This is a genomic window from Mesorhizobium sp. 8 (genome assembly GCF_006351905.1).
GTDB lineage: Bacteria > Pseudomonadota > Alphaproteobacteria > Rhizobiales > Rhizobiaceae > Mesorhizobium > Mesorhizobium composti.
Genome location: NZ_CP040914.1, coordinates 3,099,865 through 3,125,343 on the forward strand (window position 1 = coordinate 3,099,865; position 25,479 = coordinate 3,125,343).

Below are 25,479 nucleotides of genomic sequence, written 5' to 3' on the forward strand. Positions count from 1 at the left end.
AGCGTGCCAGTGTCCAGCATCGACGTCATCATTCCGAACTATCAATACGGGCGCTACCTGCCCGCCTGTATCGGGAGCGTGCTGTCGCAGGATGTCGAAAACATGCGGGTGCTTGTCATAGACAACGCATCGACCGACGACAGTCTCGCCGTGGCCAATGAACTGGCGGCGAGGGATGGTCGGATCCGGGTCATCGCCCATCCGGTCAATGTCGGAGTTATCGCCTCTTTTAACGAAGGTATCGATGAGGCGCAGGCCGACTATTTCACGATACTGTGCGCCGACGACATGCTCACGCCCGGCAGCCTCAAGCGCGCCATCGCCATCCTGGAAGAAAATCCCGCCGTGTCCGTCGCGCAGGGCAGAGGGCATATCGTCAGCGCTGGAAATGCGGTGCCGGATGAACTGTCCGCCGCGAAGCCTGCAGTCTGGACGGTCGTTTCCGGTCCGGCATTCATCGAGAATATCTGCCGCCACCCCCGGCAAGGTTTTGTCGACTTTACGGTGGTCCGCACCACCATCCAGAAACGCGCCGGCCACTACAGGAAAGATCTGCCGTTCACCTGCGATCGCGAGATGCTGATGCGGCTGGCCGCGCTTGGAGATGTCGCCAGGACGGACGCCGTCCAGGGAATCCAGCAGGAGCACAGCAACAATATTTCCAGCGCTTACTGGCAGGATTTCAGGCTCTTTCTGGAATCCCTTTACGGTGCGATCGACAAGTTCCTGTCGACCGGGGCCATGGACGGGCGCCAATCCGACAGGCTGCGTGCGCTCGCGCGGGCGAGCCTCGCGCGCGACGCCTATTGGTCCGCCATGTCGCACCTCGTTCGAGCCAAGTATCGCGAGGCTGCGGGCCTGTTCCGGCTTGCTTTCGGTCTCCTGCCGCGTCTGGCGATCCTGCCTCCGATCGGCCACCTGTTCCGGACGAAGGGCGTTCTTTCCCGGGCGCGAGAGATTTTCGTCGAAGCATCCTGGCGGAGCTGACGCGCGATTCCAGCGCCGCTCACGGTGCCTGCCGTGTCGGGATTGTGGTTCCCTATGGAATGGGGATCGGCAAGTTCCTCTGCCTTGAACCTGTTCATCTCATCGCTGTGTCACGTCCGGCAATTTCTCCACTTCCGAAATGCCATCGACGCTCAGGCTGTGAATCCGTCCGGCCGGATCAGCACGGCGCCGTTCTTGCCGGCAAGAATTACGGCGATAGGCTGAAACCATTGCCGAAGTGCTCGGCAGCGTGAGACTTGTCCGTCGCGGCAGAGGTTAGCGAGGCATTCAGTTCGTCAACGGGCGGTCTCGCCCCGCTGGCGCACGACGACATCGACGGTGATGGCCGCGATCAGCACAAGCGCTGTTGCGATCAGTTGCACCGCCGCGCTCAGGCCGAGCAGCGCCATGCCATTGACGATTGCGGCGATGACGATGCCGCCGAGCACGGCGTGCAGCGGGTGGCCGCGACCGCCGAACAGGCTGGTGCCGCCGATGACGGCCGTCGCCACGACATAGAGAACGATCGTGCCGCCATCGAAACTCGTCGACATCGAGCGCAGGCGCGAGGCATAAACGATGCCGCCGATGCCTGCCGTCAGCCCGGCCAGCGTAAAACCGGCCGTCCTGCTCCAGCCAAGGCCGATGCCGGCGCGGCGAGCGGCTTCCGCGTTGCCGCCGATGGCGTAGATATAGCGGCCGAAGCGGGTGCGGGTCAGAAGAACCGACCAGACGAACAGCACGCCCAGGACGATCGGCACCACCCACGGCATGCCGCTGAAGGGGAAGGCGGGGACGCCGCGCTGGGTATTGCAGATCAGGACGATGACGACCCCGGCCACGGTGGCGGCGGCTATCTTGACGACGGTCAGCCCGGCCGGTGGCGTGATCAGCCCGCTTTTCTGCCGCTGCCGGTGGCGGATGGTCGTGATCGCGGCAAAGATCGCCACGACGGCAATCGTCAATGTCCAGCCGGCGGCGTTCGACAGCGTGCCGTTGGCGAGGTTGTTGATCGTGTCGTCGGGGATCGGGATCGTCCCGCCTGTTCCCAGCAGCAGGATCATCAATCCCTGGAAGCCGAGAAGGCCGCCCAGCGTCACGACGAAAGAGGGGAGCCTGAGCCGGGTGATCAGAGTGCCCTGGACGAAACCGATGAAGGCGGTGACGAGAAGGGCGGCGGCGATGGCGACCCACCACGGCCAGCCGGCGTCCGGCTGGACCAGTTCCGTCACCACCACGCCGCCGATGCCGGCGACGAAGCCGAGCGACAGGTCGATCTCGGCCAGCAGCAGCACGAAGACCTCGCCCATGCCGATCAGCATGAAGACCGAGCCCTGCACCAGCAGGTTGACGAGATTACCCGGCGACAGGAAGTTGGCGTTCTGCGACTGGAAGATGGCCGAGATCAGGATCAGGCCAAGCACGACCGGCAGAATGCCGCTCTGACCGGCACGGATTTTCGACCATGCTGCGTGCATGTAGTCGCCGAAGCTCTGTGTGCCGGTCGGAATCAGGGTCTCGACCCGCTCCGAGGCGTCCTCTCCGTTGACCGGCGGCATCGCATCTCTCTCAAGGGGCGTTTCCGCGCTGATCGCCTCTGGCGTCGCGCCCGCTTCCCTCTTCCCGAGCGCCGCGCGCCGCTCCGAGCGACCCATCGTCATCAGATCGACGACGGTCGAGGAATCGAATTGAGAAACCGGGCCGGCGCCGACCATCCGGCCCAGCCTGAGGACCGCGATGCGGTCGGCGACGGCGAAGACGTCGTTGAGATTGTGCGAGATCATGACAACGGCAAGGCCTTGGTCGGCCAGCCGCCTGACCAGCGCCAGCACCTGCCGTGTCTGGGCGACGCCGAGCGCCGCCGTCGGCTCATCGAGTATGACGAGCCTGGAGTTCCACATCACCGCCTTGGCGACGGCGATCGACTGGCGCTGTCCGCCTGACAGCGACACCACCTTTTGGCGGACGGACCGCACCGTGCGCACATGAAGCCCGGCCAGTGTGTCGGCGGCAGCCTTCTCCATGCTGTCCTCGTCGAGAAGGCCGTTGCGCACCCTCTCGCGGCCGAGGAACATGTTCTGGACGACGTCGAGATTGTCGCAAAGCGCCAGGTCCTGATAGACCACCTCGATGCCGAGCGCGGCGGAATCGCGCGGGCTCCTGACGTGGACCGGCTTGCCTTCCCAGAAGATTTCGCCGCCGTCCGCTTCGTGGATGCCGGCGATGGTCTTGACGAGGACCGATTTGCCGGCCCCGTTATCGCCGACCAGCGCCGTCACCTGGCCGGCTGGCACGTCGAAATCGACGCCGGCGAGCGCTTCTACCGCTCCGAAGTGTTTCTCGATGTTTCTAAGCCGAAGGAGCGGCTCGCCCGTGCCGGTTTCGCTCATGGTTCATGCCTGTCCGGCTATTCGACCGAGATCCCGGCGGTCTTGCACTTGTCGCTGTAGTCTCCGGCGCAAAGCTTGGAGGCGTCGACGAATTTATCCTTGACGACAGTGCCGGCCATGTTCTTCGCCGATACCCAGACCGGCGTCAGCAGCACCGAGGGCACGTCCTTCTTCTGCTGGCTGTCGGCGGTCTTGCCGTTGACCAGCGCCTCAGGCGGCGTCTCGCCGGCCCTCAGGTAGATGGCCAGTGCAGCGGCCGCCTGCGCCTCCAGGTAGATCGGCTTGTAGACCGTTCCGCACTGATAGCCGGCAAGCACGTTCTGCAGGCCAGTCAGCGTCGCGTCCTGACCCGTTGTCGGGAATTTCTGCGGCGGCACATGCAGCGTCTTGAGGTAGGAGATCACCGCGTTGGCGTTGTCGTCGTTGGGCGTCACGACGGCGTTGATGGTGTTGTGCGCGGTATACTGCTCCTCGAAGATCGTCCGCGCCTTGGCCGGGTCCCAGGTGCCGGCCGGCTCGCCGACCTTCGTATAGTCTTTCGATTTGAAATGCGGCTCCAGCACGCCGTCATAGCCTTCGGCGAAGAGCGTGGCGTTGTTGTCGGTCGGCGCGCCGCGCATGATCAGCACCTGCGGCTTCTCGATCTTCCAGTCGGCAATGCACGAAACCATGCCCTCGCCGATCTTCTTGCCGACCTCAACATTGTCGAAGCTGACGTAGTAGCTGCGGGCGCCGCCGAGCGTGAGCCGGTCATAGTCGATCACGGCAACGCCGTGATCCTTGGCGTAGGATTCCACCGAAGCGCCGACGCCTGACGAGATCGGGTCGATCAAGAGTACAGACGCGCCTTGTGAAATATCCGATTGCGCCTGCGTCAACTGGGTCGATTCCGACCCCTGCGCGTTGGTGATGATGAACTGATCGGATGAAAGCCCCGCCTTGGCGAAGGCCTCCTTGAGATAGGGAGCGTCGAAGGAGGTGTAGCGCGCCGAGGTCGTCGTTTCCGGCAGGAGAATGCCGATCTTGCCTTTGCCCTTCGAGGCGAGGTCCTTGAGGGCTTCCATCGCCGAGAAATCGGCGGTGAAGGAACTGGCTGTCAGCGAAGAAGAAGTGTTGGCCAGCGCGCCGCCGGTCGATGCGGCCAGCGCCATGCTCATGCACGCCAACAGGCCAGTCCCTTTTATCGATCCTGATTTACCGAACGCATCCATTGATAGCTCCCTGATTCCAGGCTCGCTCTGTAAGCGAGATCACGAAACATAACGTTCTGTAATAGAAGTTGTTCCGTCGGATTCCTGAATTCAGCGATGAAAATTTCACCGCGTTCCGCCCTGACTTGAGCGGCCATGACCGGCCGCTCGGTATCCGATTCCAAAGGGGACGGGGAGCGCGCCCTGATGTTGCCGGGCTCGGCGGTTCAGCTAGCGGCGGGTGTCGCGACCTTCTCCATTTGCTCGAGGGTGAGCGCGGAGTGCGCGTAGGCGCCGCCAGCCCGCATTTCGGCCGCCACCCAGATCGCTTCCATCAGTTCCTGCTGTGTGGCTCCGTGGCGGAGCGCGGCTTTGGTATGCCCCTTTATGCAGTACGGACACTGCGTGACATGCGCGACCGCGACGGCAATGAGTTGCTTTGTCTTTACCGGCAAAGCGCCCTCCGCGAAAACCTTCTGGCTGAACGCCTGGAAAGCCGCTTCCGTTTCGGGCGCGAGTTCCCGACGCTTCCTTGCAAGCTCTGTGGTGGAGGTCGGATACATTCCTTCGGACATCGTCATTTCCTTTTCCGGCGCCGGCAGCCCGCATGGCTCCGCGCCGAACGGGATGGTAGACCCTGAGGCACCGCTGTCAAAATGACAGCCCGTCGCACGGGGCATTCATTACGGAAATGACGGGCGTGTTGAAATTTGGATGGGTCCAGCAAGCGGCTGCTTGCTTGAGTATCGCCACATCCTGCAAACCCGCTTGTCGGATAGGCGGCGGATGCCTACCTCTTGCCGTAGTGGGAGATCGGTACGGAAGGAGACGAGCCTTGTACAACCATATCCTGATCACCACCGATGGCTCAGACTTGGCACAGCGCGGCGTCGGGCAGGGCCTGTCTCTGGCAAAGGCCCTCGGCAGCAAAGTGACGGTCGTGATCGCCACCGAACGGCTTCCCATACAAGGTGCGACAACAAGCTCCGGATGGGTCGGAAGCCCTGTCGACTACGAGCGATACGACGAGGGCCAGAAGCGGTTCGCGGCTGAAATCCTGTCGGCGGTCAAGGCCGAGGCAGGCAAGTTGGGGCTCGACGCGAATACGGTTCACGTAGCAAACGCCCATCCTGCCACGGCGATCCTCGAAACCGCCGCGGGCTATGACTGCGACCTGATCGTGATGGCTTCCCACGGGCGGCGGGGCGTCAGCCGAATGCTGATGGGAAGCCAGACCGCGGAGGTGCTGGCGCACAGCCATACACCCGTGCTGGTCGTGCGCTGAGCCGAAGGCTCCTCGCGATTGAAGGTGCGGGCGCGTGCCGTGAGCGGCGGCATCTTCCAGGTTCGACTTCGCGCCTCCCGGCCGGTGCAGCTGTCTCCCTCGGATGCGGTCGTCAGCACCGTCCGCGCGTTGTCCGACACCGTTCCCTCGTCGAGCCCGTCGACGTCGGCCGGCGTGAACTTGCCCATCGGCGACGCCGTTGGTTATGCGGGAACACAGGCCTCGGCTGCTTTCTCCAAAAGACGGTGGATTTATGATCCCCCGAGGTGCCTCGGCCAAGGCGGATCTTCAGTTCATTCAATCGAACCAGGCTCGCCACGCATGCCATTTGGAAATGATCGCTGAGACGAGGGCATAGCCCTCGCTGGTGGGGTTGCTGCCATCTCCCTCTTGCGTCAGCGCCATCCAGGCCGGATCGTCGATCAATCTGGTGTGCAAATCGAGGAAAGGGATACCCAGTTCGGCGGCGATATTCTGATAGCAGGCATTGTACTCGGCCTGGCGCGCATTGGAAAAACGGTATTGCGGCCCGCCGCTCAGCAACTGCGGATAGGGCTTCGCTTCATTCATCGGCATAAGGCCGATCCACAGGGTAGGCCGCCACGCCGCCGCCTCGGCCATGAAGCACCGTGCGTTGGCGGCGGCCTCCTCCAGCGGAACCTCGAAGCCATGCCCGACGACTTCCTTGGCGTCGTTGCCACCGAACATGAAAACCAGACGCCCGTTTGCATTCGCCGGCAGGCGCGCTTCGCATTCCTGGCGCCAGCGCTTGGCGATCTCGCGCGAGGAGTTGCCACGGATGCCGAGATTGTAGGTCGATATATCGTGGCCACGCTCCCATTCCCCGGCGCAGAGCCGCCCGACCCAGCCGAGAGAGGTTTCGTCGCCGGCACCGACCGTGAAGGCGTCGCCTATGAAGCAGATACGGGAGAAGGACCTTCTGGCAGGTGGAAATATGGACATGTTGGCCTCCGGGTCAGTGATGAAAGGCAAGGCGGGCGCCGCGTCAGATCGAGGCCAGGCGTGTCGCGGCCCGCGTCAGATGCTGTGCTGTCGTCAGGACTTCGCGTGCGATTTCCGTGCGCTTCTGGTTGTCGACGGCGGCGTCCGGAAAGGACATCGAAAAACCGATAGCCGGCTCTCGATCGTTCGGAGGCAGAACCGCCGATCCGATGGCGGTTATCCCGGGAACGGCGAGACACGGGACCTCGACCCAACCCTCTCGCTTGAAATGCGAGATCGCCTCGCGCGTGGCCGGAATGACATTGTCACCGGCGTTGCGGCCCGCTCGAAGGGCTTCTTCCAGTTTGGTTTCGTCGAGTTGAGACAAGAGACCTATGCCCATGGCGGCTTCCGCCGCCGGCTGGCGCGTTCCGATGTCGAGTACGAATTTCAGCGGGTAGCCGCCCTGCCGGCACCGCAGGACGACCGCGTCCGCCCCATCGAGCACGGCGACGTAGCCGGTAAACGGGAACCGCTCGACAAGTCTGGAAACCGCCTCGTCGACTAGGTCGAGAAGGCTGTGCTTGGCCATGTAGAGAGCGCCGAGCTGAAGCGCGACAGGGCCGGCGTCGTACTGCCGCGTCGCTTCGTCCCTGTCGAGCATACCGCCGTCGCTCAGCGTCTTGAGCAGCCGGGAAACCGTACTCTTCGGCAGGTCGAGCCGCTCGGCGAGTTCCGTGACCCTCAAACGAGGTGTCCCGGGGGTGAAGCACTGCAGAATTCGAATGGCACTCTCTAAGGAACTCATCCGTCAAATTCTCCTACTTGTTCCATATAGAGCATCCAGTTGACATATGTGGTACAAGTTGACTAACATTAAGTCAACCACACGGCATCGGCCGACGAGGTCGGCGCTTCTCGTCGCGGCCCGATCGCACTCAAGAAGAGGGGAATTGAGATGAATCTAACCATCATGGCAAAGGTGATCGCCGCAACTGCGGCGCTCGGCATGATGCTATCGTCCGCGAGAGCGGACGATCCTCTGGTGGTGATTGCTTCCGGCGGCGTCTGGCTCGAATCCGCGAAGGCCAATTTCGCTTCCTGCTACAAGGAACGCACCGGGGAGGAGCCGGAAATCCTGACGCTGGCTTCGACCGAGGTTCTGAACCGACTGCGCGCCAACAAGGACAATCCGTCCATCCATGTCGCGATGCTCAGCGAAATCGATGCCATCCGCGCTGGCGAAGAAGGGCTGCTCGACAAATTGACGGTCGAAAAAGTTCCGAATCTAGCCGACGTTCCTGAGATTTATCGCAAACAATGGAACGATTACGCAACGATCTCGAACTTCGGCGCGATGATCGTGATGTACAACAAGAAGAATATCCCCAATCCGCCCGCCGACTGGAAGACGCTTATCGACAGGACGATTGCCGGCGATTATGGCGACCGCGTCTCGTTCCCGGCCGTGACCATGGCCTGGGGGCCGATGTTCACCTGGTTCCTGACGTCGCTCTATGACGGCGACGAGAACGTCGTTTTTGAAAAATACAAGGCGATGCTGCCGCATATTGCCAAATACTGGACCTCGCCGGTTGATGCGCTCAACATGTTCGCGGCCGGAGAACTGGACATCCTGGTCTATTGGGACGGTCGTGCGTACGCCTTCGCGCAGCAGAACGACTGGGCCGGCGCTTACATTCCGGAGCCGGGCGCATTTCAGTCGGCTGCGATGATCGGCAAGGTCAAGAACGCGCCGGAAAAGGCCTGGACCTATATCGATTGCGTGCTGTCACCGAAGGCGCAACTCGGTCATGCCGAAATGATCAAGTACCCGGTCGTCAACTCGAAAGTGGTCTATCCCGATGACCTGAAGAAGGTTTTGACTCCGGTCGAGAAGGTCAAGCAGCCGGACTTCCGATCCTTCATGGACAAGATCCCGGCGTGGGTTGAGCGCTGGAACAAGGAAATTCGCTGACGTCTTCTCATGACGGCGATCATGCGGGCTCGATTTGGAGTCCGCATGACCGGCGAATTTTCAGGCGTATCCAGGGCCCGCACCGATGGGAAGGTGAGAACACGCGTATGTCCGTCCAGCGGCCAAGGTCTTTAAACAGGGGCCTGCTCCTGTGCCTGCCGGCATTCCTGTTTCTGGCAGTGTTCCTTGTCGGTCCACTGATCGTCAATCTCATACAGAGCTTTACCGGCCCGGACGGCCATCCGGGCGCGGGCCAATATCTGCGCATCTTCGGCGACGTTTATTATCTTGGCGTGCTTGCCAACACCGTCGTCCTGTCTGTTGCAGTCACGCTCGCGTCGCTCATGCTCGGCTACCCGCTGGCGATTACCATCGCGCGCACTGGCGGGGCATTCAAAAGCCTTCTCATCTTTCTCGTGGTCACGCCTCTGCTCATCAACGTGGTGGTGCGCAGCTTCGGCTGGATGGTCATTCTCGGCCGCAGCGGGTTCCTCAACGCCATTTTGAAAGCGCTCCAGCTGGACACGATCAACCTGATAGGCAGCTGGACCGCGGTCGCCATCACGCTCGTGCATGTCCTGTTGCCTTTCATGGTGCTATCGATCGCAAGTGCACTGGAAGGGATCGACGGATCACTCGAGGATGCGGCCATGACTCTCGGGGCCAACCCGCGGCGTACTTTCGCGCATGTGGTCCTGCCGCTCAGCATGCCAGGCATCATCACCGGCACGCTTCTGGTGTTCTCGCTGTCGATGGGGAGCTTCGTCTCCGTCATGGTGATAGGGTCGAACGCGACGATGGTCTTGCCGCTTCTTGTCTATGAACAGCTCAACGTGGCTTCCGACTGGCCCTTCGCCGCCGCTCTCGGCACCGTCCTCGTCGTCGTGGTCACGGCGGCGACCGTCATGCAACTGGCGCTCACGGGTCGCGGGAGGCAGGCATGAGATCGCGGCGCCCGGACGGAGCGATGAAGGCCTATCTGCTGGCCATCGCCGCATTCCTCGTCTTGCCTCAGCTGATCGTCATCGTCGTGGCGTTTTCGTCGGCTGAATTCGTCAGCTTTCCGCCTCCGGGTTATTCGCTCCGCTGGTTCGCCAAGGTCGTCGGCGATTCGAGCTTCATGCGGCCGATGCTGAACAGCCTCGTTCTCGGCCTTCTTGCGGCTGCCGTATCGGCAATTCTGGCCATTCCCGCCGCTATCGCCGTCGTCCGGCACAGGTTCATCGGCGCCGAGGCGATGCAGGCGTTCCTGCTTTCCCCACTCAGTATGCCGACGCTCATCCTTTCCATCGCGCTTTTGTTTTTCCTGAGCGACGTCGGGCTCGGCAACACGTTCGCCGGACTGTTGATCGGCCATGTGGTTATTACGCTTCCCTATATGGTGCGCACCATCGTCGCGGTTTATTCGAGTACGGATGCGCGAATAGAAGAGGCTGCCTACACGCTCGGCGCGCCCCCACTCGCCACGCTCTGGCACATCACTTTGCCGATGTTGCGTCCCGCACTCTTCGCGGGCGGCCTGTTCGCCTTCCTGATTTCCTTCGACGACGTCGCGATCTCGCTGATGCTTTCAAACGCCAGGTCCATGACGCTTCCGGTGTCTATTCTGAACTACCTCGTAAACAACCCGGACCCGGCGGTCGCCGCCATATCGGTCGTCCAGATGGTGATCGTGGTGGCTGCTCTCCTGCTTCTGGACCGGGTCCACGGCCTGCAGAATCTCACCCTTCCTTCCAGCCGGGAAGGCGGCAAAAATGTCTAGGAACAGCAGTATGGCCAATGCCGGAAGCTTGTCGATATCGGGTGTTTCCAAGGCCTACGGAGCGGCGCGCGCCTTGGTCGATATCAATCTCGATGTAAAGGAAGGCGAGTTCGTCGCGCTGCTCGGTCCGTCCGGCTGCGGCAAGACCACGCTTTTGCGATGCATCGCCGGCCTCATCAGCGCCGACGGCGGCGAGATCACCGTCGATTCCAGATCGATCGCCGCCGTCCCTCCGTGGAAAAGGGATATCAGCGTGGTGTTCCAGAGCTACGCGCTTTTTCCCCACATGACGGTGGCCGAGAACGTGGCGTTCGGCCTGCGTATGCGTGGCGTGGATCGCGCGGCGGCGGACAGGCAGATCGCCGAAGCGCTCGGCCTGGTTCGTATGCTGGAATTCCGCGACCGCCTGCCGGCACACCTTTCCGGAGGCCAGCAACAGCGCGTTGCGCTGGCGCGGGCCGTCGTTGTGCGGCCCAAAGTCCTCCTGCTCGACGAACCGCTGGCCGCTCTCGATGCGAAACTCAGGACGTCGGTGCAGCGGGAAATCAAGCAGCTTCAGCAGCGTTTGGGCATAACGACCATTCTGGTGACGCACGATCAGTCGGAAGCTATGTCGATGTCCGATCGGATTGCCGTGATGAATGGCGGGCGCATTGAGCAGATCGCCGATCCTGAAACTCTCTATAGCCGCCCGTCGACGCCGTTCGTCGCCGAATTCGTTGGTGAAATCAATCGGCTCCACGGTCGCCTTGAAGGTTCCGACAATGCGATCGTTTTTCGCCTGGCCGATGTAGCCGATGCGTCCTGGCCGGTCCGGGAAGGTACGCGGCCCGCGCCCGCCGGCAAGGAGGTCACGCTGGCCCTCCGGCCCGAGGCGGTTCATGTCGTTGCCTCGACCAGTGGAACACGTGATGGCGGCCTCCTCGGAACCGTCGAAGATCGTATGCTGATCGGCGATCGCGTCACGCTGTATGTTCGAACGCCCGGTGATAATATGCTGCGCGCAACCCTCCTCAATCGCCGCAGCGATGGCTTTGAGGCAAGCGTTGGCGATACGGTGAGGATGAGCTGGAACAGCGGTGACGCCATGATTTTTGCCGGCCATGTATAGCGCGCGGCATGACGGAAGGCGGGCCGGTTTTGCTGCAAACTTTTTGATGGCCGCATGATGACGGGGCTCTGGCCGGGGTTGGAGGCGACAGGTGAATAGCCCAAGTTTCCTGGACGCCCTCAGGTTACATTCCTGAAGCCGTTCGAATAGTTGCACACACTGAACAGCCTGGCAGCCGCGTTGACCTTGTCGGCGAGCGGCTTCGCTTTGACGGCGGCCGGATCATGGTTGGCGACGTCGATGTCGGCTCTCTCAGGCGCCTTGAGCGGGCGCGAAAGATCCAGATTATTTTCAGGATCCGAACGCATCGCTCAATCCGCGCAAGACGATCGCCTCGATCCTGACATTGCCTTTGCGCGTCCATGGCGTCGGTTCGGCGGCCGAACAGAAGGGCGAGGCGCCGGAGATGCTCGATCTTGTCGGATTGCCGTCGCGCGTCTTCGACAGGATGCCTCGCGAACTTTCCGGCGGGCAGCGGCAGCGCGTCGCCATCGGGCGGGCGCTCATCATGCAAACCCGATCCGAGGAGAGGCGGCATTCTCCGTCGACGAGAGATCGCCGGGGGAAATGCCGGCGCATCGCTAACGCCGTCCTTCGATTGCCAACGCCCCTAGCGTCAGCTTCGCCGTCAACGCGGACGAAGCCGGATTCTGGCCCGTCACAAGCCGTCCGTCAGCAATCGCGAATGACTCGAAATCGGCGCCGCATTCGTAGCGGCCACGCAGTTCACGCAACTTCGATTCGAGAAGGAACGGCACGGTGGCTTCCAGTCCGACCGCTCGTTCCTCGCTATTCGAAAACCCGGTAACACGGCGCCCGCTCACCAGCGGCGCGCCGGTTTCGTCTTCGGCGTTCACCAGTCCCGCCGGTCCATGGCAGACGGCCGAAATCACCTTGCTTTCGGTCCATGCGCGGGTCAGCAACGCCGCTAACTCCTCACTTTCGGGCAGGTCCCACATCGTGCCGTGGCCACCGGGGAGGAACACCGCATCGTAGGGGCCAACGTCGATGGTTGAGACGGGAACGGTATCATCCAACGCCGCCGACGCGGCTTCGTCATCGAGGAAACGGTCAACGCTTGCCTCGTTCTCGCCTTTGGCCTTGACCGAACGCGGATCAATCGGAGTTGGGCCGCCTTTGATCGAGGCGAGTGTGATGGATGCGCCGGCGTCGATGAAGGCGAAGTAAGGCGTCGCCAGTTCCTCGAACCACAAACCGGTCGTCTCGCCGTTCTCGCCCATGGTTCTGGCGGAGGTCAGGATCATCAGGATTTCAGGTTTTCTGCTGGTGTCGGTCATGTGCTCGCTCCTTGTGAGGCGTGGAACATGACGCGTCGCAACTCATGACAGAAATCACCCCTTGTGCTATCAGCCATAGGTATTTTTATACCTGTGGCGACGTGCAATGAATCACCTGATCTATCTGCGCACATTCCTTGACACCTATCGGGCGGGTTCGCTGACGCGTGCCGCTCAGCGGCTCGGGATCACCCAACCGGCCGCCTCGGCGCATATAGCATCGCTGGAAACGATGCTGGCCAAACCGCTGTTCATCCGAAAGGCGCGCGGCGTCGCGCCGACGCCCGCGGCCGACGACCTCGCCCGGGCTATCGCCGAGAACCTCGACGGGATCGAAGCGACCATGGTGGCCGCTCAGGCCCGCTCCGCCCATCTCACCGGCACGCTGCATCTGGCCGGGCCGGCCGAGTATCTCTCGCTTCGTGTGGCACCGGCGCTGGCGCCGTTAGTCGCGGAAGGTTTGCGGTTACGCATCCAGGCCGGAAACCGCGAGCATATATATGCCGCTCTGGATGAAGGGCACGCTGACCTTGCGGTTACGGCTTCGCTTCCCGGGCATAAGGCATACGGTTTTGCCGAACTTGGTCGGGAGCGGCTGTTGCTGGTGGCGGTCCCCGCCATTGCGGAACGAGTCAAGGCCCGGACCGTGACCGACCTCCTGCTGCGCGACCTGCCTTGCGTCGCCTATGACGAGCACCTGCCCCTCATCCGCGAGTTCTTCCGGCATGTATTCGGTATAACCCCGGACATGAGGGCCGCCGCGACCGCTCCCGATCTGCGTCTCCTTCTTGAGATGGCCAAGGCCGGTGCTGGATGGACGGTGTTGCCGGACTACCTTTGCGAAGACACGCTGTCGTCCAGGCAACTTGTGGAGCTGCCGACCTCGCAAGAGCCTCCGGTCAATACCCTGTACCTCGCCTGGAACAAGGGGGCACTGCGCCATCCGCGCGTCGTTTACGTCAGGGACTTTCTGCTGCGCGCCAGTGAGCGCCTCTCCTGGCATCCTGGCCAATCAACATATTGCAAATAGCAGCTGGCCGCTCACGCTTCGCCGTTGGCGCCGCGCGTTCGAAGAGTGGTGATCCCCGCTCCCGCAAGGGAGGCGGCGGCCACCGCCACGCAGGTGAGAGCGAAGCCGCAAACGCCGGTCCAGCCGTGCGAGGCCCATACAATGCCCGCTCCGGCACTGCCGATGGCGCCGCCCGCGAAGGTCGAGGCCATGTAGATGGTATTGAGGCGGCTGCGGATTTCCGCGCCGAGGCAGAAGATGCGTGCCTGATTGGCGATCTGGCCGGCAGACAGCGCGAAACTGAGCAGGTTTCCGCTGGCGACCAACGCTATGTAGCTGCTTGGCCAGATGGCGCCGAGGACGATGCTCGCTGCCGCGAGCACGACGGCGGCCACACTTACTCGATCCTGCCCGAAACGATCGATCAGCCCGCCGGCGAACAGCGAGGCCAACCCGCCGATGCCGCCCCACAGGGCGAAATAGCCGACGCCCGCGAGATCGAAGTTGAATGGGGGTTGTTGCAGCCGGAACGGAATCGTCGTCCAGAAGGCCGAGAAGGCAGCGAAGATCGCGGCGCCGAGCAGACAAGACAGGCGAAGCTTCGCTTCACGGCAAACAAGACCCCATAGCGAGCCCAGCAGCGTGAGATAGGGCACCGTTGCCGAAAGAGCGCCTCGCCGGGGCAGCACCATCGGCAGGACGATCGCCGACGAGAGCATGAGGCCGGCCGCGATGATGTAGACCGGGCGCCACCCAAAGCTGTTGGCACCTATGCCTGCCAGTGTGCGCGAGAGCAGAATGCCGAGTACGAGGCCCGTCTGCACCGACGCGATGACGCGCCCGCGCCGTTCGGGACGGGTCAAGCCGGCCGCCAGCGGCAAAACGATCTGCGGAACGCAGGTGCCCATGCAAATGACGATGCTCAGCCCCGCCAGGATGCTCAGCTTCGGGGCAGAGGCAGCCGCCGCCAACGCGGCGGCAACGCCGATGAGCAGAATGCGAACGAGAGATCGCGGTTCGTTTCGATCACCAAGGGGCACGACGAGAACGATGCCGAGAGCGTAGCCGAGTTGCGACAACGTCGCGATAAGCCCGACCTCGCGCGGGCTGATGCCGAAATCCGTCGCGATGGCCGGAAGCAGCGCCTGATTGAAATAGACGTTGGCCACGGTAAGCGCCGAAGCGACCGCCATGAGGACGATCACCGGCGTCCCCAGATTGTGATTGGATGGCGCCGCGGTCACTCGACGGCTCCGTTAACATCGGACAGGATTTGTCCTGCCGCTGTGATTGCCGCCAGCGCGGCCGGAATTCCGGCAACGATGGAAACCTGGATAAGGGCGCCGAAAACCTGCTCGCGGGTTGCACCGACGCGGATCGCATTGGGAATATGGAATTTAAGGACGTCGATGCCGGTCGCCCCAAGGGCCGCGCCGGCTGCGATGATCACGAGTTCACGGGTTTTGAGATCGAGGTCGTCGCGGCCATAGACATCGCCGAAGACCCATTCGATGAGGTAGCGCCCGAAATCGGGAGAACTGTCCTTGAGGTTGTCGAGAAAGGCCTGCGCCGGAAATCCGGTGACGGCCATAAACCGCTCGCAACCCTGCTTGAAGCGTTCATCTGAGCGGGGCGTGGTGGCAATTTCGTCTAACATCGTGTATCTCCTATGCACTGCACAGTGCAGTGTTGGAGTAATTACACTGCACAGTGCAGTGCAGTCAACAGGAGAAGATTGCCTTGGTCGTTTCGCGCGCCCGTTCGGTGAAGACCGCTTCCTCAAGCAAGGCCGCCGCTCGCGCGGAGATGCCTAAGCGGGATGCCATTCTGGAAGCAGCGACGCGTGTCTTCCTCGCCCACGGTTATGAGGGCGCGAGCATGGACCTTGTCGCGAAAGAGTCGGGCGCCGCACGGCGAACGGTCTACAATCAGTTTGAGAGTAAGGAGGCGCTGTTTTCGGCTGCCGTCGAGCGTGTCTGGCGGGATTTCCCCGTGGTTGGGATCGCGGCCGACAAGGAGGCGCTAGGCGATCCCGCCGTCGGTCTCAGCCGGCTCGGCAAGGCTGTGGTCGAATTCTGGGAGCCGCCCGTGGCGGTCGCCTTCCTTCGCATGGTCATCAGCGAGGGCATGCGCTTTCCCGACCTGCCGCGCAATTTCTTCGAGGCCGGGAAGGCGCCAGCGATGCGTGCCCTGATCGACTATCTGCAACAGATCGATGAGAACGGGTCTCTCGACATTCCCGATGCTGAACTTGCTGCGCGCCAATTTCTCGGCCTGCTGAACGAGCCCTTGCTGTGGCTGCGTGTGGTCGGCGTTGGAAAACCGCCTTCTTCGGCCGAACGCCAGAGGGTCGTCGAGGAAGCTGTCATGATGATGATGGCACGGTATGGCTCAAGCGGCTGAGCATCGTCAGATATGCCCGAAGCAGCATGACAACGGTCATGCCTTCAATATCTCGATGACTGCACGCAGCCCGGCAGACACGTGGCGTCGGATCGGATAGCTGCGGCAGCGGCGTGAGTGCCGCAATCTTGACGCTCGGCATGTGCCTGGCCGGGCTGCCGCAGGGTGCGCTTTACGACGGATCCTGGAGCGAATGGGGCGGTCGCCTCGATACTCCCGTGGATCGAGACTGGCTACCGTCTCCTCTTTGAGGTCGATGCCATGAGAAATTCAGGATCTGCTTGAAAAATGCAGATAACAGAACAATGGCCGCCCTGATCTTGCTTGGTCAAAGTTCAAGTTGATTTTCTTCTTCGAAGCGAACGCCGCGCCATCCTCGCGTTCAGCCGCGGTGGTCCAGTCTGGCGACCAGCCTGTCGCCCAGCCACTGGAGGGCGCAGACGAGGACGATCAGGACCACCACCACCCAGGCCATGACCGCGGTTTCGAAGCGCTGGTAGCCGTAGCGGATGGCGAGGTCACCGAGGCCGCCGGCGCCTATCGCACCGGCCATGGCGGAGGCGCCGACCAGCGTGACCAGCGTGACGGTGAAGCCGGCGACCAGCCCCGGCAGCGCCTCCGGCACCAGCACTTCGCGCACGATCGTCCAGCGGTTGCCGCCCATGGCGCGCGCGGCCTCGATCAACCCATGGTCGACCTCGCGCAGCGACACTTCGGCGATGCGCGCATAGTAGGGCGTGGCGGCGATCGACAGCGGCACGATCGCCGCCCCTGTGCCGATGGAAGTGCCGACGATCAGTCGCGTCAGCGGGATCAGCGCGACAAGCAGAATGATGAAGGGTACCGAGCGGAAGCCGTTGACGATGGCGGCCAGCAGGCGGTTGAGCCAGACGTTCTCGGCGATGCCGCCGCGCTCCGTCGCGATCAGCGCCAGCCCCAACGGCAGGCCGGCGACGAGCGAGATGAAGCCGGAGGCGCCGGTCATCAGGATCGTCTCCCACAGAGAGCGCAGGAAGAGGTCAATCATCGTCTTGGACATGGCCGATCAGCTCCACCTTGACGGCGTGGGCTTGCAGGAAGGCGGCGGCTTGCGACGCATGCGCGGCCGCCACGCCGAGGAAGAGGCTCGCCATCGGGCGGTCCTGGATGTGGTCGACGCCGCCGTGGATCAGCCGGAAGCCGCCCGGCACCGCCGCCGCCAGTTGCGCCAGGAACGGCGCCTCCGCCGCTTCGCCGGCCGCATCGATGCGCAGGATCGCCTCGCCGGTCGGCACGTCGGAAAGCCGCCCGGCGATGGCCGGCGGCAGGCGCGGCCGCGATGCCTCGAGCAGGCTTTGCGTGATGTGCGAGCGCGGCTCGGCGAACACTTTCCACACCGGCCCTTCCTCGACGATGCGGCCGGCGTCGATGACGACGAGGCGGTCGGCGATCGCGCGCACCACCTCCATCTCGTGGGTGATAAGCACAATGGTCAGGCCGAGCCGGCGGTTGATGTCCTTGAGCAGCACCAGGATCGACCGCGTCGTTTCCGGATCGAGCGCCGAGGTCGCCTCGTCCGACAACAGCAGGGCCGGCCGCGCCGCCAGCGCCCGCGCTATGCCGACGCGCTGCTTCTGGCCGCCCGACAGCGCGGAGGGGTAGCTTCCCGCTTTTTCCGCCAGGCCGACCAGATCGAGGAGTTCCGCCGCCCGCTGCAGCCGCTCGCGCCGCGATTGGCCGGCAATCTTCAGCGGCAGCGCGACGTTGTCCGCCACGGTCTTGGCCGAAAGCAGGTTGAAATGCTGGAAGATCATGCCGATGCGCCGGCGCAGCGGCTGCAACTCGCGTTCCGACAGCCTGGTGGTGTCGCGCCCTTCGATGAGAACCTGCCCCGAATCCGGCCGCTCCAGCCCGTTCAGACAGCGGATGAGGGTGGACTTGCCGGCGCCGCTGCGGCCGATGATGCCGAGGATCTCGCCCTTGCGCACGCTGAGCGAGACGCCGTTCAGCGCCGCCGTGGCGCCGAAGCTGCGGCGGATGTCGGTGAGGCGCACCACATCGCCCGCCGGGCTGGACGGGGCGGGTGCAACCGCCTCGGCCGCCAGCCGCTCGGCGACGGGAGCGGGCGGCAGAAGTCCTGCGTCGGCAACCGGCATGGCGTTCCTTTCGAGGCGACCGCCGGATGGCGGGCGGCCGTTGCGTTCATCGAATGCGCACGCTCCGGCCCGCGGAAGGACCGCGGGCCGGAGCAGTCGGTCTATCGGCGGATGGGCGCGCTCAGTAGGCGCTGACGCCGGTGCCCTTGTAGACGCGGTCGAACTCGGCCTTGACGGTGTCGTTCTGGTAGGACTCGACCAGCGTGCGGACCCACGGCTCGTCCTTCGCCTCGGTCTTGACGGCGATGAAGTTGCGGTAGGGGTTGTCGGCGATCTTCTCCTGGGCGATGCGGTTCTCCGGCGACAGCCCGCTCTTCAGCGCCCAGTCGGTGTTGACGACGGCGGCGTCGAGATCCTCCACCGAACGGCCGACGATGCCGGCGTCGAGTTCCTTGATCTCCAGGTTCTTCGCGTTCTCGGCGATGTCGGTGACGGTTGCGAGGATGCCGGCGCCGTCCTCGAGCCTGATCAGCCCCTCGTCCTGCAGCACACGCAGCGCGCGCCCTTCGTTGGACGGGTCGTTGGGGACGCCGACGACGGCGCCGTCCGGCAGGTCGGCCGCCTTGGCGTATTTCTTCGAGTAGAGTCCGATCGGCCAGACGCCCGTATAGCCCACCGGCACGATGTGGTAGCCGTGCGCCTCGATCTGGTTGTCGAGATAGGGCCTGTGCTGGAAGGCGTTGGCGTCGATCTCGCCGCGCTCCAGCGCTTCGTTCGGCTGCGTGTAGTCGTTGAAGAGGACCGTCTCGATGGTCAGGCCGCGCTTGGCGCCTTCGGCGACGACGACGCGCCAGACGTCCTCGTCCTCGCCGCTCATGATGCCGACCTTCACCGTCGTCTTGTCTTCGGCGAAGGTGGGGACCGGTGCAGCGATGCTGGCCAGCACGGCCGCAGCGAGCGCGGCGAGGCCGGCCCGTCTGGTGATTGCGCCCCGCAGCCACCGCTCGAGCGTCGTGGAAAGTTCAGTCATGATGTTTGCCTGCCTGTTCGGATGAACGGCCGCGGACAGCGCGGACCTTCTGCCCCTAAAATCGGGAATGCCGCGCCCGCTGACAAAGAACGGCATTTCCCACTTCCGGCAGGATCGGGAAAATCTTCTCAAACTGCGTGGACAGCGCGGCAATCAAATCCGGCGCAGGCGAGGGGCCTATTTGCCGAGACACCAGGCTAGCGAAGGCACCGAACGTAGCCTGATCGATAGCCGCGCCTCGTGGAGGCTGATGGCGCGGCGGGTGCCGCCGTTGAGGTCGGCATCGAACAGGGCGGCGGGCTCGTCCAGCGTGGGGGCGTTGACAAAAGTCAGCTTCGCCTCGTCCTCTCATGTGAAAACGAGGCGGATCGGGTGTACGCCGCCGCCCTGTCAGGACTGCGGCTTGACCTCGGCGATCGGCTGCACCGGCGCACCGGGGAAGATTTTCTGCAGGTTGCCGGCGATGACGCGGTCGCTCTCCGAAACGCCGGAGGAAAGGGCGACGAGATCGCCGTCGACGGGGCCGAGCGACACCAGTCTCTGCTCGACCACGTTGCCCTTGCCAACGACATAGACGTATTTGCCGAGCTGGCTGGAGCCCAGCGCCGTCTGCGGCACCATCAGCGCGTCCGGCTGCTCGCTGATGTGCAGGCGCACGTGCACGTACTGGCCGGGCAGCAGCGCCAGCGCCGCATTGTCGATGGTGGCGCGTGCGACGACGGTGCCGGTGCCGCTTTCCACCGCGTTGTCGATGAAGGTCAGCGCGCCCGTCAGGCGCGGCTTGGCGTCGCCCGGCAGGAACACGTCGGCCTCCACCTTACCGCCGGCCAGCGCCTTGCGGATCTCGGCCAGTTCCCGCTCGCTCGGGTTGAATGTCACGTAGATCGGCGACAATTGCACCAGGTCGTTCAGCGGCGTGCCGGCGGCGCTGGAGACGAGCGTGCCTTCCGTCGCCTGGCTGCGGCCCAGCCGGCCGGCGAAGGGGGCGCGGATTTCGGTGTTGCCGAGATTGAGCTCGGCGGTGCGCTGGGCCGCCCGCGACATGGCGAGCGCCGCCTCGGCCTGGTGCACGTCGCTGGCGCGCTGGTCGAAACCGTCCTTGGCGAGATAGCCGCTCGTTGCCAGCGCGTTGCCGCGGTCGAGCTTGCCGCGCAGGTAGTCGAGCGCGGCCGCGTCGCGCTGCACCTGCGCCTTCGCCTGGTCGAGCGCGGCCTGGTAGTCGCTGGCGTCGATCCGGTAGAGCGGGGCGCCGGCCTTGACGTCCGTACCATCGGCGGCGAGCTGTTCCTTCAGGTAGCCGGAAGCCCTGGCCTTCAGGGTGACGTTGCGGATCGCCTCTGTGCGGGCGGAATACTCCAGATAGATCGGAATGGTTTTCTTGACGATGCCGACGACCGGCACCGGCATCGCCTGCGGCGCCTGCACCGGGGCGGTGGCGGCGCCGGCCCTGGTGCTGCCGAAGATGTCGAAATTGTCCCGGCCGAGGCCGTAGGCGCCGGCCAGCGCCAGGACGATGAGCGTTCCGTTGATGCCGAGTTTCAAGCTGCGCATGGTTTTACTCCGATTATTCGGCGGGCTCGGCCGCCGTATGGCCGTGGTCCCGCGCCGAGGACAGCCGTTCGCGCCATTGTTCGAGGACGGCGTAGAAGACCGGCACGAAGACGAGGGTGAGCACGGTCGCCGCCAGCATGCCGCCGAACACGGTGGTGCCGATCGACTGGCGGCTCGCCGCACCCGCACCTGTCGCCCGCATCAGCGGCACGACGCCGAGGATGAAGGCGAAGGCGGTCATCAGGATGGGCCGCAGGCGCAGCTTCGCCGCTTCCGCCGCCGCCTCGATGATCTCCAGCCCCTCCTCGCGCCGCCGCTTGGCGAACTCGACGATGAGGATGGCGTTCTTAGCGGCCAGCCCGATCAGCATGACGAAGCCGATCTGCGAATAGACGTCGATCTGCATGCCGCGCAGCCACAGCGCCGCCAGCGCGCCGAGCAGTGCCAGCGGCACGGCAAGCAGCACCATGAAGGGCATCGACCAGCTTTCGTACTGCGCCGCCAGGATGAGGAAGCAGAAGACGATGGCGAGGCCGAAGACCAGCGTGGCGATCGAGCCGGCACGGATTTCCTGATAGGTGATGCCGGTCCATTCGAAGGCGAAGTCCCGCGGCAGCGCCGTCGCCGCCGCCCGCTGCATGGCGGCGATCGCCTGGCTGGAGGAGAAGCCCGGCGCGGCCGCGCCGTTGACCAGCGCCGAGGGATAGTTGTTGTAGTGCGTCACCGTCTCCGGTCCCGCCATCGGTTTCAGCGTGCCCAGCGTCGACAGCGGCACCATCTCGCCCGATGCGCTGCGCACATAGAGGCGGGAGATGTCGGTCGGCGCCGCGCGCGCCTGCGGCTCGGCCTGCAGGGTGACGCGGAAGGTGCGGCCGAACAGGTTGAAGTCGTTCACGTAGAGCGAGCCGAGATAGATCTGCAGCGTCGAGAAGATGTCGGGCAGGCTGAGGCCCATCAACTTGGCCTTGTCGCGGTCGAGATCGTAGCGGTACTGCGGCGTCGAGGTGGAATAGGTGGTGAACAGCGTGAACGGATTGAGTTCCGGCTGCTTGCGCGCCTCGGCGATCAGCGCCTGCGTGGCCTCGTCCAGCGCCACCGCGCCGCGCCCGGTCAGGTCCTCGACCTGGAACTCGAAGCCGCCGGTGGTGCCGAGGCCCTGGATGGAGGGCGGATCGAAGGCGAGCACCAGCGCGTCGGGAATCTGGATCAGTTTGGCCTGCGCGGCCTCGCGCAGGGCGGTGGCGCTTTCCTGCGGGCCGCGTTCGTTCCACGGCTTCAGCACCGCGAACTGCACGCCGGCGTTGGACTGATTGGCGAAGGTGAGGAAGGAGAAGCCGACGACGGAGCCGACGGACTCGACGCCCGGCAGGCTGCGGATGATTTCCTCCGAGCGTTTCGCCACCGCTTCCGTGCGCTCCACCGAGGCGCCATCGGGAAGCTGGATGACGACGAAGAAATAACCCTGGTCCTCGACCGGCAGGAAGGTCGAGGGGATTCGCTGTGCCAGCATGTAGGTGCCGCCGAGCGCCAGCACGAAGACGCCGAGCAGCGCCCAGCGCCAGCGCACAAGCCCCCTGATACTGCCGGCATAGACGTCGGACAGCCAGTGGAAGCCGGCGTTGAACCAGCGGAACAGGACGAAGCGGGGCGGGCCGCGATGGCGCAGGAAGACGGCGCTCAGCGCCGGGCTCAGCGTCAGCGAATTGAAGGCCGAGATGGCGAAGGAGATGGCGACCGTCAGCGCGAACTGATTGTAGAGCCGGCCGGCGACGCCCGGAATGAAGGCGACCGGCACGAAAACGGCAAGAAGAACGCCGGTGGTGGCGATGATCGGCCCCGTCACCTCCTGCATGGCCCGCTTCGCCGCCTGAAGGGGCGGCAGGCCTGCCTCAAGCTGGCGCTCGACATTTTCCACCACGACGATGGCGTCGTCGACGACAAGGCCGATGGCGAGCACCATGCCGAGCAGGCTCAGCATGTTGAGCGAGAAGCCGAGCAGGTACATCACCGTCAGCGTCGCCACCAGCGACACCGGGATGGCGATGGTGGGGATGATGGTCGCGCGCCAGCTTTGCAGGAAGACGAAGACGACGAGGACGACCAGCGCCAGCGCCTCGACCAGCGTCTTGACGACGTCCTCCATCGCCGCCGAGACGAAGCGCGTGGTATCGTAGAACATGTCGTAGGACATGCCGGCCGGAAAGCGCTTCGACAGTTGCGCCATCTTGGTCTTGACCTGGTTCTGCAGGTCGAGCGCGTTGGTGCCGGGCGCCTGCAACACCGCCAGCACGACGCTCTGCTGGCCGTTGAAGCTGAAGGAGGAGGAGTAGAGCAGCGCGCCGAGTTCGACGCGGGCGACGTCGCGCAGCCGCACGGCCGCGCCCGTCGCCGGGTCGGCGCGCAGCACGATGTCTCCGAACTGCTGCGGGTCGCTCAGTCGGCCGACAGCGTTGACCTGCACCTCGAAGGCCGTGCCGGTGGGCGCCGGCGACTGGCCGATCTTGCCGGCGGCGACCTGGATGTTCTGCTCGGCAATGGCGTTGTGGACGTCGACGGCGGTGATGCCGAGGCTGGCCATCCGGTCGGGATCGAGCCACACGCGCATCGAATAGCGCCGCTCGCCGAAGAACTGCACGTCGCCGACGCCGGGCAGGCGCTTGATGGGATCGAGGATTTGCAGGTAGGCGTAGTTGCTGAGCGTGGTGAAATCGACCGACTTGTCTGGCGAGGTGAGGTTGACCAGCACCGTGAAGTTCGGGTTCTGCTTGGTGACGGTCACGCCCGTCTGGTTGACGATGGCCGGCAGCGCGGGGGCCGCCTGGGAAACGCGGTTCTGCACGTCCATCGCCGCGGTGTCGATCGGATAGCCGACCTGGAAGGAGATGGTGATGCGCGCCGAGCCGTCGTTGGAGCTGGTCGAGGACATGTAGAGCATGCCCGGCACGCCATTGAGCTGCTGCTCCAGCGGCGTCGTCACGGTATCAGCAACCACCTGCGCGCTGGCGCCCGGATAGTTGGCGGCCACCACGATCTGCGGCGGGGTGATGTCGGGGAATTGCGAAACCGGCAGCAGGAAATAGCAGATGGAGCCGGCCATCACCATGATGATGGCGATCGCCGAGGCGAAGATCGGCCGTTCGATGAAAAACCTAACCATGGGTCGATCCTTGCAGTCCGGCGCCGTCAGCCATCGTTCGCAAGTCAGGACGCCCCCTGGAGCCGGGACGCAAAAAGGTCTGCTTCGCACCGTGCGGTGCGCCGCCTTTCTCAGTCTGATCTTGACTTGCGACAGCGGATGTTACTATCTAGTAACAGTAGATGTTACGGGTTGGTAACATTGTCAAGGGCCATTCAGCGACAAGACTGAAGGCGAGGAAACGCTGATGACTGCTCCTGCCAGATTGGCGCCGCCGCCACGCGAACGCATCATCGATGCGGCGCGCGACCTGTTCCGCAAACACGGCATCAAGGGGATCGGCGTCGACGCGATCGCCGAAGCCGCCGACAGCAACAAGATGACGCTCTATCGTCACTTTGGCTCGAAGGACGATCTGGTCGTCGTCTGCATCGAGCGGGCCGCGGCCGAAGCCGAGGGCTTCTGGACGGACCTCAAGGCGGCGCATCCGGATGATCCACGGGCGCAACTCCAGGACTGGGTGAGGCGGGCCGGCGAGTTCGTCACCGTCGCCCATTGCAATTGCGAATTGCTCGATGCCGCCGCACAACTGGTCGAAAGCGACCATCCGGCGCGCCATGTGGTTGAGGAAATCCGCAAGGGCCACAAGCGCCGGCTTGCCGCGCTCTGCCGCGACGCCGGCGTCGCCGAGCCGGACCTGCTGGTCGATGCGCTGACCCTTTTGATCGAAGGCGCCCGGTTCAACTGGCGCAGCACCGGGCCGACGGGTGCTGCCGCGCGCTTCGTCGCCATTGCCGAGACCGTGGTAACGGCCTTCATGGCCAAGAGCCCCTGCGGCGGCGGTTCAGGCAGGGCGCACTGACGCACGGTGCTGCTGGCATCTGATCTGCCCGTTTCCACGTTTGCGCCTTCGGGTACATATGGGGCCTGCACGAAAAGCGCATGGCCTCGAAGCAAGTGGCATAGGCGGCGCAAACAAATCGGCCACAACTATCAGCCGTGAAGCGACGTCGCCAGCGATCCTGTATAGTTGGCCGAAAGCAAGCCGAAGTGTTTCCGACACGATCCCTTACGCCGACGGCGCAACGAGAAGGCGCCTGACACTAGCCAGCGCCCTTCTTCACCCAAAACAGGGATCCCTTTTGCGCGGAAATACAGGGTCCCGATCCCATGGTCATTGACACGCGGGGCCCCTCCAAACGGATGAAGGCGCGCGCCATCCAAAGGAACGAGCCGGAGACGCGGCTTCTTCCAAGGGCGCATACCGATCTCCCATCGGCGTTCTCCTCCGTTTCGCGGCGCCCGCATAGCCTCTCACCTGCAATGCAAGCC

General features: G+C 63.9%; 23 protein-coding genes and 1 pseudogene. 10 read left to right on the top strand and 14 right to left on the bottom strand.

The window, feature by feature from the left end; translation table 11 throughout:
* The first annotated feature begins 9 nt into the window (after positions 1 to 9).
* A complete protein-coding gene (locus tag FGU64_RS15090; protein ID WP_180375538.1) occupies positions 10 to 987 on the top strand; it encodes a glycosyltransferase family 2 protein in 978 nt (325 codons plus the stop codon).
* A 296-nt stretch (positions 988 to 1,283) separates the two neighbouring features.
* On the opposite strand, the gene FGU64_RS15095 is transcribed toward FGU64_RS15090, so the two are convergent.
* The 3 genes from FGU64_RS15095 to FGU64_RS15105 all read right to left on the bottom strand — a co-directional run bounded on the left by FGU64_RS15095 (position 1,284) and on the right by FGU64_RS15105 (position 5,142).
* Positions 1,284 to 3,377 (bottom strand): ATP-binding cassette domain-containing protein, encoded by a 2,094-nt coding sequence (locus FGU64_RS15095; protein WP_139953937.1) that lies wholly within the window; start codon positions 3,375 to 3,377, stop codon positions 1,284 to 1,286.
* 17 nt (positions 3,378 to 3,394) lie between these two features.
* Positions 3,395 to 4,534 carry a substrate-binding domain-containing protein gene (locus tag FGU64_RS15100; RefSeq protein WP_246671358.1) on the bottom strand — a complete coding sequence of 380 codons (1,140 nt, stop codon included), beginning with the start codon at positions 4,532 to 4,534 and terminating at the stop codon, positions 3,395 to 3,397.
* 260 nt (positions 4,535 to 4,794) lie between these two features.
* Positions 4,795 to 5,142, bottom strand: a complete 348-nt coding sequence (locus FGU64_RS15105) for a carboxymuconolactone decarboxylase family protein (RefSeq protein ID WP_139955398.1) — start codon at positions 5,140 to 5,142, stop codon at positions 4,795 to 4,797.
* A 260-nt stretch (positions 5,143 to 5,402) separates the two neighbouring features.
* Between FGU64_RS15105 and FGU64_RS15110 the strand changes: the two genes are divergently transcribed.
* A complete protein-coding gene (locus tag FGU64_RS15110) occupies positions 5,403 to 5,852 on the top strand; it encodes a universal stress protein (RefSeq protein ID WP_139953939.1) in 450 nt (149 codons plus the stop codon).
* 297 nt (positions 5,853 to 6,149) lie between these two features.
* On the opposite strand, the gene FGU64_RS15115 is transcribed toward FGU64_RS15110, so the two are convergent.
* Positions 6,150 to 6,815: a GDSL-type esterase/lipase family protein gene (locus FGU64_RS15115; RefSeq protein ID WP_139953940.1), complete on the bottom strand. Its 666-nt coding sequence runs from the start codon at positions 6,813 to 6,815 to the stop codon at positions 6,150 to 6,152.
* A gap of 43 nt (positions 6,816 to 6,858) precedes the next feature.
* Positions 6,859 to 7,602, bottom strand: coding sequence for an IclR family transcriptional regulator (locus tag FGU64_RS15120; protein ID WP_139953941.1), 744 nt, complete (start codon positions 7,600 to 7,602; stop codon positions 6,859 to 6,861).
* A gap of 150 nt (positions 7,603 to 7,752) precedes the next feature.
* On the opposite strand from FGU64_RS15120, the gene FGU64_RS15125 reads away from it, so the two are divergent.
* From FGU64_RS15125 to FGU64_RS15140, 4 genes are all read left to right on the top strand, one after another.
* Positions 7,753 to 8,772: an extracellular solute-binding protein gene (locus tag FGU64_RS15125; RefSeq protein ID WP_139953942.1), complete on the top strand. Its 1,020-nt coding sequence runs from the start codon at positions 7,753 to 7,755 to the stop codon at positions 8,770 to 8,772.
* Positions 8,773 to 8,879: 107 nt separating this feature from the next.
* On the top strand, positions 8,880 to 9,716 hold the full coding sequence (locus FGU64_RS15130; protein WP_139953943.1) for an ABC transporter permease: 837 nt from the start codon (positions 8,880 to 8,882) through the stop codon (positions 9,714 to 9,716).
* Positions 9,717 to 9,739: 23 nt separating this feature from the next.
* Complete coding sequence (locus FGU64_RS15135; RefSeq protein WP_180375540.1) at positions 9,740 to 10,534, top strand: ABC transporter permease; 795 nt, start codon at positions 9,740 to 9,742, stop codon at positions 10,532 to 10,534.
* Between the two features lie 10 nt (positions 10,535 to 10,544).
* Positions 10,545 to 11,645: an ABC transporter ATP-binding protein gene (locus tag FGU64_RS15140; RefSeq protein WP_246671128.1), complete on the top strand. Its 1,101-nt coding sequence runs from the start codon at positions 10,545 to 10,547 to the stop codon at positions 11,643 to 11,645.
* A 119-nt stretch (positions 11,646 to 11,764) separates the two neighbouring features.
* On the opposite strand, the gene FGU64_RS23430 is transcribed toward FGU64_RS15140, so the two are convergent.
* Complete coding sequence (locus FGU64_RS23430; RefSeq protein ID WP_139953946.1) at positions 11,765 to 11,953, bottom strand: hypothetical protein; 189 nt, start codon at positions 11,951 to 11,953, stop codon at positions 11,765 to 11,767.
* 38 nt (positions 11,954 to 11,991) lie between these two features.
* Here FGU64_RS23430 and FGU64_RS23560 point away from each other — a divergent pair.
* Positions 11,992 to 12,102, top strand: a pseudogene (locus FGU64_RS23560) (ABC transporter ATP-binding protein); the annotation flags it as partial.
* Between the two features lie 124 nt (positions 12,103 to 12,226).
* On the opposite strand, the gene FGU64_RS15155 reads toward FGU64_RS23560, so the two are convergent.
* Complete coding sequence (locus tag FGU64_RS15155; protein ID WP_210239029.1) at positions 12,227 to 12,943, bottom strand: type 1 glutamine amidotransferase domain-containing protein; 717 nt, start codon at positions 12,941 to 12,943, stop codon at positions 12,227 to 12,229.
* Positions 12,944 to 13,049: 106 nt separating this feature from the next.
* On the opposite strand from FGU64_RS15155, the gene FGU64_RS15160 reads away from it, so the two are divergent.
* Positions 13,050 to 13,973 (top strand): LysR family transcriptional regulator, encoded by a 924-nt coding sequence (locus tag FGU64_RS15160; protein WP_139953947.1) that lies wholly within the window; start codon positions 13,050 to 13,052, stop codon positions 13,971 to 13,973.
* An 11-nt stretch (positions 13,974 to 13,984) separates the two neighbouring features.
* Here FGU64_RS15160 and FGU64_RS15165 read toward each other — a convergent pair whose 3' ends face one another.
* Together FGU64_RS15165 and FGU64_RS15170 are read right to left on the bottom strand one after the other, a co-directional pair.
* On the bottom strand, positions 13,985 to 15,196 hold the full coding sequence (locus FGU64_RS15165; RefSeq protein WP_139953948.1) for an MFS transporter: 1,212 nt from the start codon (positions 15,194 to 15,196) through the stop codon (positions 13,985 to 13,987).
* Positions 15,193 to 15,609, bottom strand: a complete 417-nt coding sequence (locus tag FGU64_RS15170) for a carboxymuconolactone decarboxylase family protein (RefSeq protein WP_139953949.1) — start codon at positions 15,607 to 15,609, stop codon at positions 15,193 to 15,195. The genes FGU64_RS15165 and FGU64_RS15170 overlap by 4 nt, the downstream gene beginning before the upstream one ends.
* An 83-nt stretch (positions 15,610 to 15,692) precedes the next feature.
* Here FGU64_RS15170 and FGU64_RS15175 point away from each other — a divergent pair, with 83 nt between their 5' ends.
* Positions 15,693 to 16,355 carry a TetR/AcrR family transcriptional regulator gene (locus FGU64_RS15175; RefSeq protein WP_246671129.1) on the top strand — a complete coding sequence of 221 codons (663 nt, stop codon included), beginning with the start codon at positions 15,693 to 15,695 and terminating at the stop codon, positions 16,353 to 16,355.
* A gap of 382 nt (positions 16,356 to 16,737) precedes the next feature.
* Here the strand turns inward: FGU64_RS15175 and FGU64_RS15180 are convergent, their stop codons facing one another.
* From FGU64_RS15180 to FGU64_RS15200, 5 genes are all read right to left on the bottom strand, one after another.
* Entirely contained in the window at positions 16,738 to 17,394 is a 657-nt protein-coding gene (locus FGU64_RS15180; RefSeq protein ID WP_139953950.1) for a methionine ABC transporter permease, read from the bottom strand.
* Positions 17,375 to 18,490: a methionine ABC transporter ATP-binding protein gene (locus FGU64_RS15185; RefSeq protein ID WP_139953951.1), complete on the bottom strand. Its 1,116-nt coding sequence runs from the start codon at positions 18,488 to 18,490 to the stop codon at positions 17,375 to 17,377. Before FGU64_RS15185 ends, FGU64_RS15180 begins: the two co-directional genes overlap by 20 nt.
* Before the next feature lie 121 nt (positions 18,491 to 18,611).
* The gene (locus FGU64_RS15190) at positions 18,612 to 19,460 is read right to left on the bottom strand and encodes a MetQ/NlpA family lipoprotein (RefSeq protein WP_139953952.1); all 849 of its coding nucleotides are present in this window, start codon (positions 19,458 to 19,460) and stop codon (positions 18,612 to 18,614) included.
* 390 nt (positions 19,461 to 19,850) lie between these two features.
* Positions 19,851 to 21,011: an efflux RND transporter periplasmic adaptor subunit gene (locus tag FGU64_RS15195; protein ID WP_139953953.1), complete on the bottom strand. Its 1,161-nt coding sequence runs from the start codon at positions 21,009 to 21,011 to the stop codon at positions 19,851 to 19,853.
* A gap of 13 nt (positions 21,012 to 21,024) precedes the next feature.
* Complete coding sequence (locus FGU64_RS15200; protein ID WP_139953954.1) at positions 21,025 to 24,168, bottom strand: multidrug efflux RND transporter permease subunit; 3,144 nt, start codon at positions 24,166 to 24,168, stop codon at positions 21,025 to 21,027.
* A 226-nt stretch (positions 24,169 to 24,394) separates the two neighbouring features.
* On the opposite strand from FGU64_RS15200, the gene FGU64_RS15205 reads away from it, so the two are divergent.
* Entirely contained in the window at positions 24,395 to 25,009 is a 615-nt protein-coding gene (locus tag FGU64_RS15205; RefSeq protein ID WP_139953955.1) for a TetR/AcrR family transcriptional regulator, read from the top strand.
* Positions 25,010 to 25,479 lie beyond the last annotated feature (470 nt).

Bases quoted from the DNA above. Each gene is read 5' to 3' on its own strand.
- FGU64_RS15135 (WP_180375540.1), top strand. From the start codon at position 9,740: ATGAAGGCCTATCTGCTGGCCATCGCCGCATTCCTCGTCTTGCCTCAG.
- FGU64_RS15205 (WP_139953955.1), top strand. From the start codon at position 24,395: ATGACTGCTCCTGCCAGATTGGCGCCGCCGCCACGCGAACGCATCATC.
- FGU64_RS15105 (WP_139955398.1), bottom strand. From the start codon at position 5,142: ATGTCCGAAGGAATGTATCCGACCTCCACCACAGAGCTTGCAAGGAAG.
- FGU64_RS15195 (WP_139953953.1), bottom strand. From the start codon at position 21,011: ATGCGCAGCTTGAAACTCGGCATCAACGGAACGCTCATCGTCCTGGCG.
- FGU64_RS15130 (WP_139953943.1), top strand. From the start codon at position 8,880: ATGTCCGTCCAGCGGCCAAGGTCTTTAAACAGGGGCCTGCTCCTGTGC.
- FGU64_RS15125 (WP_139953942.1), top strand. From the start codon at position 7,753: ATGAATCTAACCATCATGGCAAAGGTGATCGCCGCAACTGCGGCGCTC.
- FGU64_RS15190 (WP_139953952.1), bottom strand. From the start codon at position 19,460: ATGACTGAACTTTCCACGACGCTCGAGCGGTGGCTGCGGGGCGCAATC.
- FGU64_RS23430 (WP_139953946.1), bottom strand. From the start codon at position 11,953: ATGCGTTCGGATCCTGAAAATAATCTGGATCTTTCGCGCCCGCTCAAG.
- FGU64_RS15200 (WP_139953954.1), bottom strand. From the start codon at position 24,168: ATGGTTAGGTTTTTCATCGAACGGCCGATCTTCGCCTCGGCGATCGCC.
- FGU64_RS15120 (WP_139953941.1), bottom strand. From the start codon at position 7,602: ATGAGTTCCTTAGAGAGTGCCATTCGAATTCTGCAGTGCTTCACCCCC.
- FGU64_RS15095 (WP_139953937.1), bottom strand. From the start codon at position 3,377: ATGAGCGAAACCGGCACGGGCGAGCCGCTCCTTCGGCTTAGAAACATC.
- FGU64_RS15180 (WP_139953950.1), bottom strand. From the start codon at position 17,394: ATGTCCAAGACGATGATTGACCTCTTCCTGCGCTCTCTGTGGGAGACG.
- FGU64_RS15100 (WP_246671358.1), bottom strand. From the start codon at position 4,534: ATGAGCATGGCGCTGGCCGCATCGACCGGCGGCGCGCTGGCCAACACT.
- FGU64_RS15140 (WP_246671128.1), top strand. From the start codon at position 10,545: ATGGCCAATGCCGGAAGCTTGTCGATATCGGGTGTTTCCAAGGCCTAC.
- FGU64_RS15115 (WP_139953940.1), bottom strand. From the start codon at position 6,815: ATGTCCATATTTCCACCTGCCAGAAGGTCCTTCTCCCGTATCTGCTTC.
- FGU64_RS15155 (WP_210239029.1), bottom strand. From the start codon at position 12,943: ATGACCGACACCAGCAGAAAACCTGAAATCCTGATGATCCTGACCTCC.
- FGU64_RS15160 (WP_139953947.1), top strand. From the start codon at position 13,050: ATGAATCACCTGATCTATCTGCGCACATTCCTTGACACCTATCGGGCG.
- FGU64_RS15185 (WP_139953951.1), bottom strand. From the start codon at position 18,490: ATGCCGGTTGCCGACGCAGGACTTCTGCCGCCCGCTCCCGTCGCCGAG.
- FGU64_RS15170 (WP_139953949.1), bottom strand. From the start codon at position 15,609: ATGTTAGACGAAATTGCCACCACGCCCCGCTCAGATGAACGCTTCAAG.